The sequence below is a fragment of the Pseudomonas sivasensis genome (genome assembly GCF_052938085.1).
In genome coordinates, this window is record NZ_CP176442.1 from 3,164,163 (window position 1) to 3,183,292 (window position 19,130).

Sequence of the window (19,130 nt, forward strand, 5' to 3'; positions counted from 1 at the left end):
ATCACCTTTTCTTATTAGGCGAACACCATGATTGACACCATCGACCAGCAACTGATCGCCGCCTTGATGGACGACTCGCGTTTGTCGCTCAAGGCCCTGGCGGGTATTACCGGGCTGTCCTCGCCCAGCGTTGGCGAACGCTTGCGTCGCCTGGAAGAACGCGGCGTGCTGACCCACTACACCGTGGACATTGACCCCAAGCATTTTGGCTATTTGCTGCAAGCCATCGTGCGCATCCGTCCTCTGCCCGGCCAGTTGCAGGAAGTGGAACGCCAGATCCAGGCGATCCCCGAGTTCACCGAGTGCGACAAGGTGACGGGCGAAGACTGCTTTATCGCCCGTCTGCATGTACGCACCATGGACCATCTCGACAGCCTGCTTGACCGCCTCAACGCCTATGCCGAAACCAACACGGCCATCGTCAAGAAAACCCCGGTAAAGCGGCGTTTACCGCCCCTCTAGGGTGCGCAGGGCGCCAGCCGTCGCCAGGGTTTGGCGCTGCCTGTGATGACCCAGTTCAAATCCGGCCGTTGGTTTTGCGTCCAGTGCGCCACCTCATAGTTGTAGCGGTCATACGAGACTTTCTCGTTGTTGACCGAATAGGCTTTGCTCGCCACCCACGGCGGCGCGCAATCCCCGGCTTGCTCCGGTGGGCTGATAATCACCGAATGACTGGCGCTGGCCGTGCGGTTGGCGGCGTCGGTGACAGTCAGCCCGATGCTTCGCGCGCCCGCAGTGGTGGGCGCGGTGAACGTTGGGCTGACTGTCACCGAAGCGGCCGGGGTAAAGCCCTCTGCCTGCCATGCGTAGCGTAACGAGAGCCCACTTGAGCCGGTCGCCGACAACGCCAGGGGTTTGCCTGCCTCGACCGTGGTGGGCCCACTGATCTGGGCGACGGGCCTGGCGGACGGTACGACGCTCACCGTCTTGCGCAGGTTCAGGCTGGCGTTCTTGCTGTCTGTGACGGTCAATGACACCGTGGCCGGGGTCACCACGCTGACCTGGGCCGCACGCAGTGTCAGCGACGGGCCATCGACCAGCGTACCCTCCAGTGGCGGCGAAATGGACCACGCGTACGTCAGTTCGCCGCCCGGCGGGTTCGAGGCTGCGTCGGTAGTTAACAGGATGGATGCACCGGTTTCTACGTCGTCCGCGCTGATGATTTTACCCACTGGCGGTAGCGGATCAGGCTCTGGATCTGGCTCAGAGCCGCTGGCCTTGACCAACACCGCGACGGCTTTTTTGACACTGTTGCGGGCCGCGTCAGAAACCGTCACCGCCACGGTGACCACTTGATCGGTGGTCACTTGCGGCGCGGTCCAGGTCTGATCGGCGCTGTTGGGCGTGGCGCCGATCAATGAGCCTTTGACCCACGCGTAGTTCAAGGGATTGCCAACGGGCGAAGTAAACGCGGCCTGGTAACGAATGCTTTGGCCACTTACGACTTCCAGAGGGCCGTTCAGTTGACCTTGGGGTGGATTGGCGCCGGACGGCTCTCCAACAACCACGCGAGGCTCGTTGTAAATCACCGTTCGAGGACCGCCGTCGCTGACCGTGGCCTGAACCACCAACCCACCGTTATTACTCGACTTGACCGCCTTCACTCGGGCCGTGGGCTGCTTGGGGTCGGCATCCAACAATTCGAAGCTGGCGGTGTTCACCCACCAGCGATAGCTCAGATCCCGGTCTTCAGGGTTATCAATGATCACCCGGGGCTCAAAGATGTCCCCCACGTTGACATGGTTAGGCAAGATCATGCGCCCGATCAAAGGAGGATATTCATACGCCTTGATCTGGATGGTTTTGTTCGGCAGCGATGCGAAGCCCACACCATCTCGGACCAACACCCTGACGTAACCATTCTTGTTAGCCATCAACTTAGGCGCCTTGAGGGTGATCTCCCGCTGATCGCTAGGGCCTATTACCGTCAAGGCGCCTTCGGGCGGCGATGTTACGGTCCATACGTAGGTCAGTTCACGATTGTGCGGGTTGCCGATTTCGACGTGCTGGGTGAAGGCCTGATCGCTCGGAACTTGCGTTTCGCCGACGATGGTTCCCCCGACCAACTGGGTATCTTTTTTGACGATTACGTTTTTGTGCAAATTCAGCGTTGCGCCGTTGCTGTCGCGTACGTCCAGGGCCAACTCAAGCGTCGTGTCAGCCGCGACCGGCGGTGCCGTGAGGGTCACGCTCGCGGTATTGCCCACCTGGCCCGTAAACCCAGGTGGGATCCGCCAGTCATACATCAAGGGCAAGTTGCCGGGGGATTTGACCAAGGCCGTAAAGGTCGCGGTGGTTTTTTCCACCACCTCCGCCGGAGCGTTCAGCTCGCCTTCGGGCCCGCCTTGTCCCTGGCTGCGCACCACGACCACATGCTCTTCACGGGCCTGGACCTGCCCGTCATCGACCCGAAGGGCCAAGGTGTACGGCGTCGGCGTGGTCACCGTCGGCGCGTTGAATTGCAGCCGCGCTCCGTCGGTGTATGCGCCGAGTTCGGGCGGCGCTTCCCACGTGTAAATCAGCGGGTTGGCGCCTGGGTTGATGGAACTCGAACCCGCGCCGTCCAGTTGCACGCTGTCACCACTGCTGGCCTCGGTGGGTCCGCTGATCACAATCATCGGCGGCATGGGCGGTGCGGTACCGGGCTGCCCTTCGCTGTCCATCACGTGCCCGACCACTTTCAAGGTGTCCGCGCCCGCATGGGCCAGCAGCAAACTGGCGTCCTGGGCAACGTTGCCGAAGCGGGTGTAAGTGACGGAGTTGGTCGGGATTTTTGTTTTGGTGATCAGACTCCCCCCCACGTTGGCCAGGAAATTACCGTAATCCACCGCCGGGTTTACGGTGAAGTCGCTTGCAAGGGACAGCCCCACGGCCCCTTGGTAGTCAATGAACCCTTCCTTGAGACGGACCCAGGGCGTGCTGTCGTCGGCACAGGCTTGCAACGTCACTGGCTGATCATTGCCGTTGTTGCGCACACACAGCTCCGGGGTATCCATGGCGTGCAGGCGTCCACTGCCATCGAGCAACCAGCGCGCCGCATTGGGCTCATGACAAGCCTCCTGCGCCACCAACCTGAGGGGGTTGGCCGCGTCCTTGACCACACAGTTTTTGGACTCGAACTCGATCGGGCGCAGGCGCCCCGCTGCCGCTGGCGCGGGCCAGTCCATGTGTAGTTGCGCCAGCAAATTGTGCAGCTGTTGCTGCAAGCCAACAGTCACCGGCGCGTCGCGGTTGACCCTTGCCCAGTGGTCCACCGCCGCCAGACGCTGCTGCAAAGTCCTTGCGTCGTCACAGGTCTTGATCAGCCGCCAGTTCATCGGGGCCACCAATCCGCTCCAGACGGCCGGTGCACGTCGCGCAGAGCTACCGCTCGCAGGCACGATGAGACGGTACAGATTGCCTTGGTAACTCACCGGCTGGCCGGGCACGGAATACACCTGCGCGGGGTCCCATGGCGCCACGTTTTCGCAAGCGTCCCCGAGGGTGCGCGGATACACCCGCACGCTGGCAACGGTGGTGTCCACGGCCCCCGTGGCATTCCTGACGGTGAGGCGAAAGCGATAGTCGGTGGGCATCTGGACTTCAGGGAAATGTGCGACGGCCATGTCCGACTGGCTGTTGTCGATCACAGCAGCCGGGGCACCTTCAAGCTGCGACCATTCGAATTGCAGCGCGTCCACGCCAGGATTGCGTGACGCCTTGGCATTGAGCGTGGCGCGCTCACCGGAAAACGGCAGGTCTTTTTGCCCCAACTCCACGAAGCCACTGGCGATGGGCGCCCCTGTTGGATCGGGAGGTGGGAAAAAGCCGGCGATTACCGAATGCCAGTTGTTGATGGAACGTACATTGTCATTCACGCCCTCCACCCCGGTGGGTAATCCCTGGTACGTCAATTGCGGATTGGAATAGACACCAATACGTACCGAGGACGGTGTGGCACCGCCGCAATACCCCATGAGGGTGTGCCAGTAAGGCAAGACGCTACGCTGGCAATAACCACGGGAATACGGATAGGGCGTCCCGGCATCTTCATGGTGTGCGCCCAATAAATGACCGACTTCATGGGCGTAGGTCTGGGCGCTGTGCATGGTCGCGTAGGCATGGCTCTGTCTCAGCGATGTAGGCCCTGCGGTGGACGCGAGGCCGCCATCGGTATCCAGCATGGCGATGACCACATGGGCCTTCAGTTGGGTGCGAATATCACTGCTTAACGTCCCGACCGGGCTCAGCAACCGATTCATGCAGGGCAAATCGCCCAGGCATTGTTTGGATGGCTGGTTGTAGTCGATGTGCGCCACACCTGCATTTTCAAACACCCCGGTCACCCCGCTGAGCTGGGCCACCGTCTTGAAATACTCGAAGTGCTTGATGCCTTGTGCGACGGGATCAACCAACGCATCGCGAACATCGTTGCTATAGACCGTCAGGACACGTATCGGCTGCTGCACCGTGTCGCCGTTGCGCGCAACTGCCTGCACATCGCGTGCGTTCAGGGTGTCGACAAGTGGGGGGTCAGGAAGGTCGGCGTCTTGCCTGCGCGAGACGGCAACCTGGCCATTCTCCATGGGTAAAATTTCATAACTGACCCCGTCCACGATAACGGTGCCGGTGACACGCTCATCATGGGCCACCAGGATCGCCAGGTTCTTGGGGTCTATGGCCAGGTCATGGGACAGGTCAGTACCGGGAGAGATGTAACGACGCCCGGATGCGGAAGGTTGCACCTCACCCACCCACACCGTGGCACCGGACTGCTGGGAAACTCGAAGTTTCTTGACCCTGACCGTCACGCTCCGGTCCAACGGAATGTCCAGCCACTGCTGTGTATCAAGCAACAATTTTGCGTTACCACGGCCCAGGCTGGCGGGCTGGCCCAGCACGGTTTTCGGGGCACCACTGTCAAGGATGATCAGGGAGGGAGCATCGTCAGCCCGGGCGGTGCCGGTCGCAACAGTCACCCACACAAAGGCAATTAATACCAAGGCAGGTAATGCAAGGCGAAGCGCCCCTTTCTGCCACGTTGCAAGGGTGGAAGGATTTTTTTCGGAGCGCATCGTGCTTCTCCCTGAGTAGTCAATTACCCAGTTGCAGCAGCTGATTCCACTCGCTCCGAGACTGCGCCGGCGAAATGCCCGTGGCACAGTAAACTCGCAACTGACGCCAGATTTAACTGTAGTTCAATATGCGCGACAGGCAGCCCTTCAATCACGCAACGCCTTGGCGGCGGGCAATAACTGCTTGAATTTGGCATAGCGCATTTCCAGTAACCCATGCTGAGCCAAATCAGGCTGATAACGCGCCTTCACCGGCATACCCGCCTGCAACAACTCCGCGCCCTGCCCCATCGCCAGAAACCCCAGCTTCGCCGCCCCAATACACGCACTCAGTTCGCTGCCGTGCAGGGTATGGACTTCCCGCTGGAGGATGTTGGCCAGCAGTTGAGCCCAGTACTCGCTGCGCGCACCACCGCCCACCAGCGCACAGGCGCCGACACTGGCACCAGCGGATTGCACGGCGCGCAACGCATCCAGCAAGCCAAAGCCCACGCCCTCCATCACTGCATAACCGAGCATGGCGGGGTTGCAGTCGTGACCGAGGTTCATAAACCCACCCCGCAACAATGGATCGTTATGGGGCGTGCGCTCACCGGCCAGGTAAGGCAGAAACAGCGGCGTATCCAACGGCACCGGCTGTCCGATCGGGAAGTGCGCCTGCACCTGATTCAACAGCGTTTGCTCATCCGCCGTCCCAGTGAGCCGAGTGATCCAGCGCAGGCAACTGGCGCCGGCGAGCATGGCGCCCATGGTGTACCAGCGGTTGGGCAGCGCATGGCAGAAACTGTGCACAGCGCTGGCCGGGTTACCGGCAGCGTGATCGGTGATCGCGACCAGGGCCGCGCTGGTACCAAGGGTGATAAACGCATCACCGGCATTGATCGCCCCCATACCCACCGCGGCCACCGGGTTATCGCCGCCACCACCGGCGATCACCACGTTTGTCGGCAAGCCCAGGCCACTGAGCGTCACGCACGCACTCGCGGCGCCGCCTTCCACCAACCGGGGCATCTGCGCAGGCGTGAGGCCCGTTGCATGCAGCATCGGGGCGAACCACTCACGTTGCGCCACGTCCAGCCACAGCGTACCCGCCGCATCGGACATCTCGCTGATCCGCTCGCCACTGAGCCGCAAACGCAGGTAGTCCTTGGGCGACAGCACACAGTCAATCGCCTTAAATACCTCAGGTTCGTGCTGTTGCAGCCACAGCAACTTGGGTGCAGTCAGCCCGGCCATGGGCAAACTGCCCGTGACCTCGGCAAAGGTCGGCCCCAACTGTTCGGCTTCGGCCACGGCGCGGGAGTCGTCCCACAGGATCGCCGGGTACAGCACGCGGTCGTCATCGCCAAGTAAAACCGCACCGTGCATCTGCCCGGACAGCCCGATACAGGCCACTCGGGCAAACGCTTCATGCTGGCGCAATTGGTCCAAGGCCTGCAGGCACGCCTGCCACCAATCTTCCGGGGCCTGCTCGGACCAGCCGCTGTGGCGCCGTGACACGCTCAAGCGCACGCCGGCATGGGCCAGTACAGCACCGCCGGTATCCATGAGGATGGCTTTGAGTTCCGAAGTGCCGAGGTCGATTCCGAGGGAAACAGGACTGTTCATACGTGCGTTATTCCAATCAATCACAGCCGCAGGAGTTACGTAATTGCAGGGTGGGTGCCAGTCGTACGCTCTGGGGTGGCGCGCCGGGCGCAGCCATGCGCTGCAGCAGCAACTCGACCGCGCGTGCGCCGAGGGCCTTGACCGGTTGCGCGATCAGGCTCAGACGCGGCACAAACAAATCCGCCCAATCGAAATCATCGAACCCCACCAGGGCCATTTGCCCCGGCACCTCGATCTGCGCCTCCCGCAGTGCCTGCATGGCACCGAGGGTCATCAGGTTATTGCCGGCCATGATCGCCGTGGGCGGCGCAGCCAAGCCCAGCAATTGAACGGTGGCCTGGCGTGCCGGCTCAGTGTTGGAGCCGCCGTCGACCAGCAGTTGCGGATCAAACACCAACCCCGCCGCTTGCAAAGCGGCTTTGTACCCCGCCACTCGCTCATCCGTGGTGCTGAAGCCGGCACGTCCGGCGATGAAACCGATACGGCGATGCCCATGGGCAATCAGGTGTTCAATCAGGGCCTGGGTCGGTTGGGCATTCTCCACCCCGACTTGATCGAAGTGCTCGCTCATCATGCGATCCACCAACACTGCTGGAATCTCGTTGGCCTGCAAATACGCCAGGGCCATCGAGCCGTTGGACGGCGCCAGGACAATCCCATCGACCCGTCGATGATGCAGCGCCGTGACCACCCGCAATTCCTGCTCCGGGTCATCATGGGTATCGACAAACAGCATCATGTAGCCGTGTTTGGCGCACTCGGTTTCAATCGCGTGAACGGTTTCGCTGAAGTAATGGTTGGACAACGCCGAGATCGCCACGCCAAGGGTGTTGGTACTGGAGCGGGCCAGCGAGCGCGCCAGGGTATTAGGGATATACCCCAACGCCTGGATCGCCCGCTGCACTGCCTGCACCGTGGCCGGGCTGACTTTGCGGGTGCCGTTCAACACGTGGGACACGGTCGACGTCGACACCCCCGCCCTGCTTGCCACGTCATCCATGGTGACCACGGCGCCGTTCCTCTCAATAGATCAATGTTTACTGGACCAACCGCTGTACGTACCGACGTTGTCGCGGGTGATCAGTTTGGGGGTCAGCAGGGTAACCGCTTCGGCCGGGGCTTTGTCATTGAGAATGTTATTGCCCACGTTCACGGCAGTCTGGGCCATGGCCCATGGGTCCTGGCTGGCGGACGCCTGGATCTGGGTGTCGGTCTTCAGGGCGTTCTCGATATCCGGCGCGCCGTCCACTGAGGTAATGATGATGCCGCTGCGCTTGAGCTGTTTGGCCGCCAGGTCGCTGCCGATGGCTTGCGGGTCGTTGATTGCGAACAGGCCGTCAATTTTGGCGAAGCGTGTCAGATAACCCTGCATCACGTTCAAGCCGCCCTCGCGGGAGCCTTTGCCGTCCTGGTCGTCGGAGAGCACCTTGATCTCTGGCGCCCCGGCCAGTGCAGCCTTGCAGCCTTTGACGCGATCGGTCACAGCGGTCACTTGCGGGCCGTTCTGGATAATCACATTGCCTTTGCCCGAGAGCTTGTCCACCAGGTACTGGCAAGCGAGCTTGCCGGCTTCGACGTTGTCGGTCTGCACGGTGGCATTCACGCCTTTGGCGTCCACATCCACCGCGACCACGACGATACCGGCATCGCGGGCTTTCTTGATCGCCGAGGCCATGGCGGACGGGTCGACGGCGTTGATCAGGATGAGGTCGACCTTGGACGAAATGAAGTTATCGATCTGCGAAAACTGCTTGCTCAGGTCATAGTCGGCCGACACCGAGGTGACCTTGACGTTGGGATTCAACTCCTTGGCGCGGGCGGTTGCGCCGTCGGCCAGGGTCACGAAATACGGGTTACCCAATGAGCCCATGCTGATGCCGAGGGCTTTGAGCTCCCGGGCCTCCACGGCTTGCGACATCAGGGCGGCCAAGGCAATGACAGGAAACAGGTGTTTAAGCTTCATGGGAGTCTCTCTTGTGATTGTTGTATGAGTGAAATCAGGTCCGCGCACCGGACTGGCGATAACGATCCAGCGCCACGGCGCCAATGATCACGATGCCCTTGATGATGTACTGCCAGATATCCGACACGCCCAGCAGCACCAGGCCATTGGTGAGCACCGCGATAATCAGCGCACCGATCAGCGTGCCTCCAATGGTGCCCACGCCGCCGGTAAAACTGGTGCCGCCGAGGATCACCGCCGCAATCGCATCCAGCTCATAGGATTGCCCGAGTTGCAGGCCATTGGCGGCAAACAGGCGCGAGGCGCTCATCACCGCGCCAAGCCCGGCCAACGCACCGGACATGGCGTAGACAAACAGCAGCACTTTCCACACCTTGATCCCGGACAGCCGCGCGGCTTCTGGGTTGCCGCCCACCGAGTAGATCTGCACGCCCATCACGGTGCGGCGCAGGATGAACCACGACAACGCCACCACTGCTACGGCGATCACCACCAGCCACGGCACGCCAAGGATCGAATCGTTGCCGATAAACGCAAAGGGCAGGTCGGGGTTGAACACGGTTTTGTCATCCGCCAGCAACCGTGCGAGGCCGCGCATCGCGGTGAGTGCACCGAGGGTGACGATAAACGGAGGCAGGCGCATAAAGGCGATCAGCCCGCCGTTTACCAGGCCCAGTAACAGGCCAAAGCCAATCCCGGCGGCAATCCCGAACATACCGAACTGCGGCGACATTGACGCCTGCAATGCCACCACGGCGGACGCCGCTAGAATCGCCCCCACCGACAGGTCGATGCCCGCCGTGAGGATCACAAAGGTCATGCCCGCCGCGAGCACCACGTTGACCGAGGCCTGCTGGGTGATGATCGACAGGTTTTGCACCGTCAGGAAGTTCTCGCTGGCCAGGGCGAAGCCCACCAGCAGCAAGATCAGCACCGGCAACATGCCGACCGTGCGCATCAGTTCGCGCACGCGCTCTGCCTTGCCTGTTGTTGCAATCATCGAATCAGCCATGGGCAACCACCTGATCGCCACCGGTGGCGAGGTCAATAATACGTTCCTGGGAAATAGCGTGGCCGGAAGCCCCGCCGACTTCGGCCACCAACTGGCCTTCGCGCATGATCAGCACCCGGTCGCAGGTGCCGATGATTTCCGGCAGTTCGCTGGAAATCACCACAATGCCCACGCCGGCCTGGGCCAGTTGATTGATGATGCGGTAAATCTCGGACTTGGAGCCGATGTCTACGCCCCGCGTCGGTTCGTCGAGGATGAGCACATGGGGCTTGACCTCCAACAGCCGTGCCAGCAACACCTTTTGCTGGTTGCCGCCGGACAACGCGCCGACATTGACCTTGCCCGAAGCGACGCGAATCGACAGGGACTTGATAGCGTCATTCGAGCGCTGCGCCGCATGACCGCGATCCAGCAAGCCGCCGGCATGGGCATCCGGCACACAGGCGCAGACGTTGATGTTGTCGGCCACGCTCATATCCAGGAACAGGCCCTGGGCCTTGCGGTCTTCGGTGAGGTACACCACGCCGGCGCGAATCGCGTCCGCCGGGGTGCGCAGTTGGGTGACGGTCTTGCCCACCACTTCCAGGGTGCCGCTGGTACGGGGGTCGGCAGCGAAGATCAGCCGCGCCAGCTCGGTGCGCCCTGCCCCCACCAGTCCGGCGATGCCCAGCACTTCACCGGCGTGTAAATCGAAACTGCAGTTGCGCACGCGTTTGCCATCGGCCATGTCGCGCACGCGCATCACCACGTTGCCGGGGTTGTAGGCGGCGTGTTCTTTCTTATAGAAGCCGGACAAGTCACGACCCACCATCATCTTCACCAGCACCTCGGCCGACAGCGCATCGCGGGTGAGTTCGCCGATGTACTGGCCATCGCGCAACACCGAGACGCGGTCCGACAATTCATAGATCTCGGCCATACGGTGGCTGATATAGATGATCGCCAACCCTTGGCTGCGCAGTTGCTTGATCAGCGCGAACAGCCGGTCGGTCTCGCGGGACGAGAGTGGCGTAGTGGGTTCGTCCATCACCAGGATTTTGGCGTGGGCGTGCAAAGCGCGGGCGATTTCCACCAGTTGGCGCTCGGCAATCGACAGGCTGCTGACCTGAGTTGCCGGCGTGAACTCCGCTCCCAGGCGTTGCAGCACTTCGACGCAGCCGGCCTGCATGCCTTTGCGGTCGATGGTCCAGCCTCGGCGCAGTTCACGGCCCAGGTAGATGTTCTCGGCCACACTCAGGTTCGGGCACAGGCTCAGCTCTTGATAGATCACGGCGATGCCGAGGGCTTTGGCAGTGGCGGGGTTGTAAGTGGCGATGGTTTGGCCGCTGATGCGAATTTCGCCGCCGGGGTCGGCCTGGTAGGCGCCGGAGAGGATTTTCATCAGCGTCGATTTGCCGGCGCCGTTCTCCCCCATCAAGGCGTGGATTTCGCCGGGGTAGACCTTCAGGCCGACACTTTTGAGCACGCGCAAACCGCTGAAGGTTTTACTGATGCCCTGCATCTCAAGCAAGGGTTCAAGGCTCATGGCTGAGCTCCTGGTTTTATTATTTTTGTGGTTAAGCGAGCCCGACTCTAATCCAGATACATTTTCGTACGCAAGCGCTTGCTTAGGCATTTTTGTCATTGAAGAAACGTTTCACCAAGCTGTTTGGTGAAATTTTGCGGGTAGCAGGATGGATTTGGTTACAACCCTATGCCCGTAGGGTAAGGGGCAAAGACAGATGACCTGACTAGAATGCGCGCCCCTCATTCACGCGGAAAAAATCGAAGACCATGCCCCTTTCCAGCGCCGTCGTTTATATCTGGTTTCCCGTATTTGCTAAGCAAGAGACAAACGTCGGCCACGCCGCCCTGTACATCGGCGACCCACATATCGGAAAAAATATAGAGCGCAATTACTACGCGTATGCAAATAGAGAGGCACGGCATGTCGACAGGGGGGCGATCGAGCATGTCAATACCAACTACGTGAGTTGGTGGCCGGAAAGTGACGCGCAGTGGTTAGGCAAGCAGCCGCAAGGACGCAACCTGTTCCTGGAGTCGGACATAAGCGCCGAAGGCAGCCCTCCCCATCTGGTCTATACAATTTCCGGGCTGGACGTGGCGAACATGCGGGCCGAGTGGTTCAAAATACGCAACAAAACCAACGCCCATTACGATTTGTTCCGCAAAAACTGCTCCACCATCGTTTTGCGGATACTCACGGCGGGCGGAGCCCTGAAGAACTTACCCACTGCCAAGCACCTGTGGTTTTCCAACAACCTTTACGTCACGCCGAAAAACATCGCGCAGATTTGCAACGAACTGCGCAATCTCAACATGGCCGTTAAGGCCAGAAGCAGCAATTGCCCACAAAGAGAATTCATGTTCGGTCTGCGCTGAGGTAAACCAGCGCTGGCGCAGGTCGTTTATCCATGAGTGAAACGATTCATTAACGACAAGCCTCAAAGGCACTCATATGAGTGCCTTCCAATCCGAAGAGATAGACCAAGACATCAAATCGCCATAATGTCTGCTATTGTCCAAGGACCTCATCTCCTCCTCGTCGCTTCATCGCGATCTTCTGTGAGCATGCTCTGCGCCCTCGCCCACTGACGATGGCGGGCCTTACGTTCACGGAACCCCACCACGATGGATAAAAGCTCAACCGACCACCCCAGCGAACCGCAGTCACGCGCTGAAAAAATCGTCGAATTCAAACGCCAGAAAACCCTGCTCAAGACCGGCGCGCTGCAAGACGCCATCTTCAATAGCGCTTATTTCTCCAGCATCGCTACCGATGAAAAAGGCGTGATCCAGATCTTCAATGTCGGCGCCGAACGCATGCTCGGTTATGCCGCTGTCGATGTGGTCAACCGCATCACCCCCGCTGACATTTCCGACCCTGCCGAGCTGATCACCCGCGCGGCGGCCCTCAGCGAGGAACTGGATACGCCGATCACCCCAGGGTTCGAAGCGCTGGTGTTCAAGGCCTCGCGCGGCATCGAGGACATCTACGAGCTGACCTATATCCGCAAGGACGGCAGTCGGCTATCGGCGATGGTCTCGGTGACGGCGTTGCGCAATCGCAATGACACGATCATCGGCTACCTGCTGATCGGTACCGACAACACTGCGCGCAAACAGGAAGAAGCCGAGCGCAAAGGCTTTGAGCGCGCCCTGGAAGAAAAGAACCTGGAGCTGGAACACGCCAACCACATGAAGTCCGAGTTCCTCGCGACCATGTCCCACGAACTGCGTACGCCGCTGAACGCGGTGATCGGCTTTTCCGAGGCGCTGAAGGACGGGCTTGTGGGCGACATGACTGATGTCCAGCGCGAGTACATCGGTGACATTTTCACCAGTGGGCAGCACTTGCTCTCGCTGATCAACGACATCCTTGACCTGTCCAAGGTCGAGGCCGGGATGATGGACCTGGAACTGGAGCCGGTGGAGCTGGCGGGTTTATTGGCCAACAGCCTGTTGATCGTGCGCGAAAAAGCCGCCCTGCAGCGTATCCAACTCAAACTCGATAGCCAGGACGACCTGGGCACGCTGATCCTGGACCTGCGCAAGACCAAGCAAATCGTCTACAACCTGCTGGCCAATGCGGTGAAGTTCAGCGCCCACGGCAGCGACGTGACCCTGGCGGTGCGTGAGGTCAGCCGCGATGAGGTGGGGCTGGTCGCCGGCGATTGGCCGGTGCATGGCTTTGCCCTGCAACCCAGCGCGCACCGCCGCTTTCTTGAGTTGAGCGTCAGCGACAGCGGTATCGGGATTGCCCCGGATGACATGGGCAAGCTGTTCAAGGCGTTCAGCCAGATCGACAGCAGCCTGGCACGCAAATTCGAAGGCACCGGCCTGGGCCTGGCGATGGTCAAGCAGCTCACCGATCTACAGGGCGGCAGCGTTGCCGTGGCCAGCCGCGAAGGCCTGGGCGCACGCTTTGTGGTGTGGCTGCCGCTGCATCGCGCCGCCGCTACTGTGGAGGCCACATGGCCAACATCCTGATTGTCGAAGACAACGAAGCCAACATGCGTCTTGCGCGCTTACTGCTGGTCAACGCCGGCCACATTGTGCTGTGGGCCGCCGACGCCGAGAGCGGCCTGACCATGGCCCGCGAACACCAGCCGGCTCTGATTTTGATGGACATTCAATTGCCAGGCATGGATGGCCTGGCAGCCACTCGCCTGCTCAAGCAAGACCCTCACACGGCTCACATCCCGGTGATCGCCCTCACCGCCATGGCGATGAAGGAAGACCGGGAAAAAGCCCGCCTCGCCGGATGCGACGCCTACGTGAGCAAACCCCTGCGCTACAAGGAGCTGTACCAGGAGATCGACACCCTGCTGAACCCAACCCTCACACCTCCTGAATGAGTCCTCTCCATGGCCAGCTCACCCGCAACGCTGTTGATCGTTGACGACGAACCCCAGGTTCGCAAGCTATTGGAAACCCTGCTGCAACACGAGGGCTACCTGACCCTGAGCGCCTGCAGCGGTGAAGAAGCGTTGCAGTTGGTGGCGCAGCAACCACCGGATCTGATCCTGTTGGACATCATGATGCCGGGCATGGACGGCTATGAAGTCGCCACCCAGCTCAAGGGCAACCCGGCCACGGCGAACATCCCGATCATCATGCTTTCGGCCTTGAGCGACATCAGCGCTCGGGTCAGCGGTCTAGAAACCGGCGCCGAAGAGTTCCTCAGCAAGCCAGTGGAGCACTTGGAACTCTGGCTGCGGGTGCGCAACCTGCTGCGGCTCAAGGCCCATGGTGACCAGTTCAAACAACGCAGCGAGCAGTTGGAGCAACGGTTGCACCAGCACACCGTGCATACCACCCAGGGCAATGTGCATGATCTGGTCCGCGTAGACATGGAGAAGGCCCTGCGTGAGGCCATTGAGCGGGGCGAATTCGCCCTGCACTACCAGCCCAAGGTCGAGTTGGCCAACGGCAATATCTGCGCACTGGAAGCCTTGCTTCGCTGGGACCGGCCCGATTATGGCGCGGTGTCCCCGGCGGTCTTCGTGCCGATCCTGGAAAGCCTGGGCCTGATCGTACCGGTGGGTCGTTGGGTGATCGAGCAGGTGTGCCAGCAGATTGCCGAGTGGCAACGCAGTGACATCGGCGCGGTAGAAGTGTCGGTCAACGTGTCCGGCCATCAGTTAATCGAGGGCGACCTGATTGCCGATATCGCCCATAGCCTGGAGAGCACCGGGGTTGAGGCGCACTGGCTGGAAGTGGAACTGACCGAAGGCTCGCTGATGGAAAACACCCAGCACACCATCGCCAGCCTGCAACGCTTGCGCGCCATGGGCGTGAAGATCTCAATTGATGACTTCGGCACCGGCTATTCAAGCCTGGCGTACCTGCGCAGGTTTCCTATCGATACGCTGAAAATCGACATCGCGTTCATCCGCGAGGTCACTACCAACCCGCAGGATGCGGCGATCACCCGCACCATCATTGAACTGGCGCACAGTCTGAAATTGCGCGTAGTGGCCGAGGGCGTGGAAACCCAGGCGCAACTGGCGTTTTTGAAGGAGGCCGGCTGTGATCAGATTCAAGGGTATCTGTTCAGCCGGCCGTTGCCGGTGGTAACGCTGGAGCGGCTATTGCTGGAGCGTCTTAAGTAACGGGCTCAGTCCTGATCTTCGGTGTTGCCCAGATCGGCTGCTTCATCCAGATCATTAAGCGGGACTTCGGCATCATCCATCAGTGACCCGGGATCTTCATTGCCTGGGTCGTTAAGTTCTTCGTCGAGTTCTTTAGACATGACCTTCTCCTCTAACCGCCTTGGGTGTCGATATCTGCATCCGTTTCAGGCTTGGGCTCGCGCTCGGGCTTGAAATCAGGGCTGTAGTCGTTGTCCTTCGCCTTGGGATCGCTCTTGGCCTTGGGATCCTTGGGGGCGTCAGCGCTGGTGCCGGGGGCCGGTTCGCCGCCGTCAATCGCCGGATCGTTACGGTTACTGACTTGTGGATCGATGGATGTGCTCATGGGTCACCTCTCACTGGTATCTGTAAGGTTAAGGCGCCGCGCTGCGCGTTGAAGTTCCGTCCAATTGCCTAGCGGATCGGATTGTCGACCTGGATATAAAACGCATAGATGCCCAGCAGCAACCAGAACACCATGAACAGCCACGGAGCGCGCATGGAGAACAGCAGCGACTTGCGGTAGCCCTTATGGGAAGACTCCATCTCGGAAAACAGCGGTGATTCGTCATAGGCCATGCCCATTATCGGTTCGCTGCGCAGCAACTCACTCTGCTTGAAGTGCCAGTGATCGATGATGTCATACGCAGCGCGGATGCCCGGCCAGGCGTTCAAGGAACTGAGAATCCCGAGCGCAGCGAGGAAAACCGGCACCACCAGGGTAAACAACTTGCCCCACTCGGGGTTGAGGTTGCCCATGCCGGAGACAAAGGCAATCACCAGAAACGACTGCGCGGTGAGATAGGCGTCGGTACGGTTGGCCAGGATTGAGGTTTCGTACTGAATTTCTCGACGGTAAAAGTCCAGGCGGTCCTTGGGCGAGCCGAAAATCTTGGCGGTGTGCTCGCTGTGATCGTCCAGGCTCGATTCGGGTGTGTCGGGTGAAATGATTCTGGGCACGGGCGTGCTCCACAAGGATTCGAGTTTCGTTAGAAGAACCGGGCGCGAATGAAGTTCAAGTTTGTTCATGCACCACACCAGGGCGCCCATTGCCTCTTTATGGTGAATGGGCTCCGTCAGGAAGGGCTCGCTGCTGGGAGGGGATGACTCGGCCAGCAGGCTTTATGGCGTTTGGGCGCGCTGTGGCGAGCAGGTTTGCCCCCTCGCCACAGCAAACCCAGTCACCTCAAGGGCATTCCGGCACACGCATTGCTTAACCAATTCATCTGCCCGGATACAGGAGCAATCGTTACCGCCCGACCCAGAGCCGCCCCCATAAGAAAGTAAGGACCAGGCCTGCTGGCACTCTGCGCCACAGGCTCATAAAAACATGCGTTTTTTGAAGCGGCAGTGCCACCCCCACGCAACCCTGGGCACTGACAAGGTACTGGAATGGCTCTATCTTTCTTTGACGAAATGAATGACGCAAATGGCGTATGCCGTGCGCACTATCAGGATTTCTCCCGCTGGCTGGCCAACACGCCGCCGGAACTGCTGGCCCAGCGTCGCCGCGAAGCCGACCTGCTGTTTCACCGCGCCGGGATCACCTTTACCCTCTATGGTGACGAGCAGGACACCGAGCGCCTGATTCCCTTCGACATCATCCCCCGCAGCATCCCCGCCAGTGAGTGGAGCGTGATCGAACGCGGCTGTATCCAGCGGGTCAATGCGCTGAACATGTTCCTCGCCGATATCTACCACGACCAACGCATCATCAAGGCCGGGATCATTCCCGCCGACCAGGTGCTGGGCAACGAGGGTTATCAGAAGGCCATGGTTGGGCTGGACCTGCACCGCGATATTTACTCGCATATTTCCGGCGTCGACCTGGTGCGCGACGGCGACGGCACTTACTACGTGCTCGAAGACAACTTGCGTACCCCCAGCGGCGTGAGCTACATGCTCGAAGACCGCAAGATGATGATGCGCCTGTTCCCCGAGGTGTTCGCCAAGCAGCGAATCGCACCGGTGGACCACTACCCCAACCTGTTGCTCAAAACCCTCAAAAGCTCAAGCCGCCTGGACAACCCCAATGTGGTGGTGCTGACCCCCGGCCGCTTCAACAGCGCATTCTTCGAACATGCCTTCCTCGCCCGGGAAATGGGCGTGGAACTGGTGGAAGGCGCCGACCTGTTCGTGCACGACCTCAAGGTGTTCATGCGCACCACCGACGGCCCGAAAGCCGTGGACGTGATCTACCGGCGCATTGACGACGCCTTCCTCGATCCACAGGCCTTCAATCCGGACTCGATGCTCGGCGTGCCCGGCCTGGTGGCCGCCTATTGCGCCGGCAACGTGGTGCTGGCCAACGCCATCGGCACCGGCGTGGCGGACGATAAGTCGATCTACCCTTACGTGCCGGAAATGATCCGTTTCTACCTGGACGAGGAACCGATCCTGCAGAACGTACCGACCTTCCAGTGCCGCAAACCCGATGAGTTGTCCCACGTGCTGGCTCACCTGCCGGAACTGGTGGTCAAGGAAACCCAGGGCTCCGGCGGATACGGCATGCTGGTCGGCCCCGCGTCTACTGCCGCCGAGATCGAGGACTTCCGTCAACGCATCAAAGCGCGGCCTCACGCCTACATCGCCCAGCCGACCCTGAGCCTGTCCACCTGCCCGACCTTTGTCGAAAACGGCATTGCGCCCCGGCATATCGATCTGCGGCCGTTCGTGCTCTCGGGTAAGGAAACCCGCCTGGTGCCCGGTGGCCTCACGCGGGTAGCACTGCGTGAAGGCTCGTTGATCGTCAACTCGTCGCAAGGCGGCGGAACCAAGGACACCTGGGTGGTGGAGGGCTGAATCATGTTGAGTAGAACCGCCGCAGATCTGTACTGGATGTCCCGCTATCTGGAGCGCGCCGAGAACCTGGCGCGCATGCTGGAAGTCAGTTATTCGCTGTCGTTGATGCCCCAGGCCGGACGCAGCGATGGCCTCGACGAACTGGCCATGTCGCTGCTCAGCAGCGGCACGTTGGAGAGTTATCTGGAGCGCCATAAGCAACTGGACGCCGAGCGCATGCTGCACTTCTTCGCCCTCGACGAAGAAAACCCCGCCAGTATCTACAACTGCCTGCGCGCCGCACGGGGCAACGCCCACGCCGTGCGCGGACGCATCACCGCCGACATGTGGGAAAACCTCAACGCCACCTGGCTGGAAATGCGCAGCATCGCCGCCGGCGGCCTGGCGCGGCACGGCATCAGCCACTTCTGTGACTGGGTCAAGCAGCGTTCCCACCTGTTCCGCGGCGCGACCTCCGGCACCATCATGCGCAACGACGCCTATCGGTTCATCCGACTCGGCACCTTCATCGAACGTGCGGACAACACCCTGCGCCTGCTGGATGCGCGCTACGAAATGTTCGGCGAAGAGTCCGAAGAAGTCAGCGACCTCTCGGCACGCGGCTATTACCAGTGGAGCGCCCTGCTCCGCGCGTTGTCGTCATTCGAGGCGTACACCGAGCTGTACCCGAATGCGCTGAATGCTCGGTCGGTGTCGGAGTTACTGCTGTTGCGCAGTGATGTACCGCGTTCACTGCATGCGTGTATCGAGGAGTTGAGTCATATCCTCGCGGACTTGCCCGGTAGTTATGGGCGTACGGCGCAACGCCTGGCCGCTGAGTTTGAAGCGCGGCTGAGGTATACGGGGATTGATGAGATTCTGGAGGATGGGCTGCATAGTCGGTTGACGGAGTTTATTGAGACGGTGAGGGAGTTGGCGGGGGCGGTTCATAGTTCTTATTTGGAAGTTGTTTGAGTGAGTTTCGGCCAGTTGCTTGTTTATTCGGGTGATTGGCCGAGCCTTCGCACTACCAAACGCATTATTAATTAAACCATTGAGCAGGTGCAAATCACGCAGTA

The 19,130-nt window shown here is 60.5% G+C and carries 16 protein-coding genes; 7 read left to right on the forward strand and 9 right to left on the reverse strand.

Features of this window, described 5'->3' with window-relative positions; genetic code table 11:
* Positions 1–27: 27 nt before the first annotated feature.
* Positions 28–462, forward strand: a complete 435-nt coding sequence (locus tag ACKZ62_RS14665) for an Lrp/AsnC family transcriptional regulator (RefSeq protein ID WP_032887368.1) — start codon at positions 28–30, stop codon at positions 460–462.
* On the opposite strand, the gene ACKZ62_RS14670 is transcribed toward ACKZ62_RS14665, so the two are convergent.
* The 6 genes from ACKZ62_RS14670 to ACKZ62_RS14695 all read right to left on the reverse strand — a co-directional run bounded on the left by ACKZ62_RS14670 (position 459) and on the right by ACKZ62_RS14695 (position 11,162).
* Positions 459–5,054: a hypothetical protein gene (locus tag ACKZ62_RS14670; RefSeq protein ID WP_447096933.1), complete on the reverse strand. Its 4,596-nt coding sequence runs from the start codon at positions 5,052–5,054 to the stop codon at positions 459–461. The genes ACKZ62_RS14665 and ACKZ62_RS14670 overlap by 4 nt on opposite strands.
* A 147-nt stretch (positions 5,055–5,201) precedes the next feature.
* Positions 5,202–6,662 carry a xylulokinase gene (gene xylB / locus ACKZ62_RS14675; protein ID WP_447096934.1) on the reverse strand — a complete coding sequence of 487 codons (1,461 nt, stop codon included), beginning with the start codon at positions 6,660–6,662 and terminating at the stop codon, positions 5,202–5,204.
* 16 nt (positions 6,663–6,678) lie between these two features.
* Complete coding sequence (locus ACKZ62_RS14680) at positions 6,679–7,671, reverse strand: LacI family DNA-binding transcriptional regulator (RefSeq protein WP_099602468.1); 993 nt, start codon at positions 7,669–7,671, stop codon at positions 6,679–6,681.
* A gap of 21 nt (positions 7,672–7,692) precedes the next feature.
* Positions 7,693–8,625 (reverse strand): ABC transporter substrate-binding protein, encoded by a 933-nt coding sequence (locus ACKZ62_RS14685; RefSeq protein WP_447096935.1) that lies wholly within the window; start codon positions 8,623–8,625, stop codon positions 7,693–7,695.
* Between the two features lie 34 nt (positions 8,626–8,659).
* The gene (locus ACKZ62_RS14690) at positions 8,660–9,637 is read right to left on the reverse strand and encodes an ABC transporter permease subunit (protein ID WP_032887379.1); all 978 of its coding nucleotides are present in this window, start codon (positions 9,635–9,637) and stop codon (positions 8,660–8,662) included.
* Positions 9,630–11,162 (reverse strand): sugar ABC transporter ATP-binding protein, encoded by a 1,533-nt coding sequence (locus tag ACKZ62_RS14695; RefSeq protein ID WP_122681016.1) that lies wholly within the window; start codon positions 11,160–11,162, stop codon positions 9,630–9,632. The genes ACKZ62_RS14690 and ACKZ62_RS14695 overlap by 8 nt, the downstream gene beginning before the upstream one ends.
* Positions 11,163–11,410: 248 nt before the next feature.
* On the opposite strand from ACKZ62_RS14695, the gene ACKZ62_RS14700 reads away from it, so the two are divergent.
* From ACKZ62_RS14700 to ACKZ62_RS14715, 4 genes are all read left to right on the forward strand, one after another.
* Positions 11,411–12,019 carry a hypothetical protein gene (locus ACKZ62_RS14700; RefSeq protein ID WP_241150156.1) on the forward strand — a complete coding sequence of 203 codons (609 nt, stop codon included), beginning with the start codon at positions 11,411–11,413 and terminating at the stop codon, positions 12,017–12,019.
* A 249-nt stretch (positions 12,020–12,268) separates the two neighbouring features.
* Positions 12,269–13,627, forward strand: coding sequence for a sensor histidine kinase (locus tag ACKZ62_RS14705; RefSeq protein ID WP_032887384.1), 1,359 nt, complete (start codon positions 12,269–12,271; stop codon positions 13,625–13,627).
* A complete protein-coding gene (locus tag ACKZ62_RS14710; protein ID WP_032887385.1) occupies positions 13,612–13,995 on the forward strand; it encodes a response regulator in 384 nt (127 codons plus the stop codon). Before ACKZ62_RS14705 ends, ACKZ62_RS14710 begins: the two co-directional genes overlap by 16 nt.
* Positions 13,996–14,004: 9 nt before the next feature.
* Positions 14,005–15,252, forward strand: a complete 1,248-nt coding sequence (locus ACKZ62_RS14715) for an EAL domain-containing response regulator (protein WP_032887387.1) — start codon at positions 14,005–14,007, stop codon at positions 15,250–15,252.
* Positions 15,253–15,257: 5 nt separating this feature from the next.
* Here ACKZ62_RS14715 and ACKZ62_RS14720 read toward each other — a convergent pair whose 3' ends face one another.
* The 3 genes from ACKZ62_RS14720 to ACKZ62_RS14730 all read right to left on the reverse strand — a co-directional run bounded on the left by ACKZ62_RS14720 (position 15,258) and on the right by ACKZ62_RS14730 (position 16,230).
* Positions 15,258–15,392, reverse strand: coding sequence for a hypothetical protein (locus tag ACKZ62_RS14720; protein WP_256583459.1), 135 nt, complete (start codon positions 15,390–15,392; stop codon positions 15,258–15,260).
* Between the two features lie 11 nt (positions 15,393–15,403).
* On the reverse strand, positions 15,404–15,616 hold the full coding sequence (locus ACKZ62_RS14725) for a hypothetical protein (protein ID WP_447095428.1): 213 nt from the start codon (positions 15,614–15,616) through the stop codon (positions 15,404–15,406).
* A gap of 68 nt (positions 15,617–15,684) precedes the next feature.
* A complete protein-coding gene (locus ACKZ62_RS14730; RefSeq protein ID WP_032887390.1) occupies positions 15,685–16,230 on the reverse strand; it encodes a hypothetical protein in 546 nt (181 codons plus the stop codon).
* Positions 16,231–16,662: 432 nt separating this feature from the next.
* On the opposite strand from ACKZ62_RS14730, the gene ACKZ62_RS14735 reads away from it, so the two are divergent.
* On the forward strand, positions 16,663–18,072 hold the full coding sequence (locus ACKZ62_RS14735; RefSeq protein WP_032887392.1) for a circularly permuted type 2 ATP-grasp protein: 1,410 nt from the start codon (positions 16,663–16,665) through the stop codon (positions 18,070–18,072).
* 3 nt (positions 18,073–18,075) lie between these two features.
* Positions 18,076–19,026, forward strand: coding sequence for an alpha-E domain-containing protein (locus ACKZ62_RS14740; protein WP_032887395.1), 951 nt, complete (start codon positions 18,076–18,078; stop codon positions 19,024–19,026).
* The last annotated feature ends 104 nt before the right edge of the window (positions 19,027–19,130 follow it).

Bases quoted from the DNA above. Each gene is read 5' to 3' on its own strand.
- ACKZ62_RS14665 (WP_032887368.1), top strand. From the start codon at position 28: ATGATTGACACCATCGACCAGCAACTGATCGCCGCCTTGATGGACGAC.
- ACKZ62_RS14670 (WP_447096933.1), bottom strand. From the start codon at position 5,054: ATGCGCTCCGAAAAAAATCCTTCCACCCTTGCAACGTGGCAGAAAGGG.
- xylB (WP_447096934.1), bottom strand. From the start codon at position 6,662: ATGAACAGTCCTGTTTCCCTCGGAATCGACCTCGGCACTTCGGAACTC.
- ACKZ62_RS14685 (WP_447096935.1), bottom strand. From the start codon at position 8,625: ATGAAGCTTAAACACCTGTTTCCTGTCATTGCCTTGGCCGCCCTGATG.
- ACKZ62_RS14690 (WP_032887379.1), bottom strand. From the start codon at position 9,637: ATGGCTGATTCGATGATTGCAACAACAGGCAAGGCAGAGCGCGTGCGC.
- ACKZ62_RS14695 (WP_122681016.1), bottom strand. From the start codon at position 11,162: ATGAGCCTTGAACCCTTGCTTGAGATGCAGGGCATCAGTAAAACCTTC.
- ACKZ62_RS14700 (WP_241150156.1), top strand. From the start codon at position 11,411: ATGCCCCTTTCCAGCGCCGTCGTTTATATCTGGTTTCCCGTATTTGCT.
- ACKZ62_RS14705 (WP_032887384.1), top strand. From the start codon at position 12,269: ATGGATAAAAGCTCAACCGACCACCCCAGCGAACCGCAGTCACGCGCT.
- ACKZ62_RS14710 (WP_032887385.1), top strand. From the start codon at position 13,612: ATGGCCAACATCCTGATTGTCGAAGACAACGAAGCCAACATGCGTCTT.
- ACKZ62_RS14715 (WP_032887387.1), top strand. From the start codon at position 14,005: ATGGCCAGCTCACCCGCAACGCTGTTGATCGTTGACGACGAACCCCAG.
- ACKZ62_RS14720 (WP_256583459.1), bottom strand. From the start codon at position 15,392: ATGTCTAAAGAACTCGACGAAGAACTTAACGACCCAGGCAATGAAGAT.
- ACKZ62_RS14725 (WP_447095428.1), bottom strand. From the start codon at position 15,616: ATGAGCACATCCATCGATCCACAAGTCAGTAACCGTAACGATCCGGCG.
- ACKZ62_RS14735 (WP_032887392.1), top strand. From the start codon at position 16,663: ATGGCTCTATCTTTCTTTGACGAAATGAATGACGCAAATGGCGTATGC.
- ACKZ62_RS14740 (WP_032887395.1), top strand. From the start codon at position 18,076: ATGTTGAGTAGAACCGCCGCAGATCTGTACTGGATGTCCCGCTATCTG.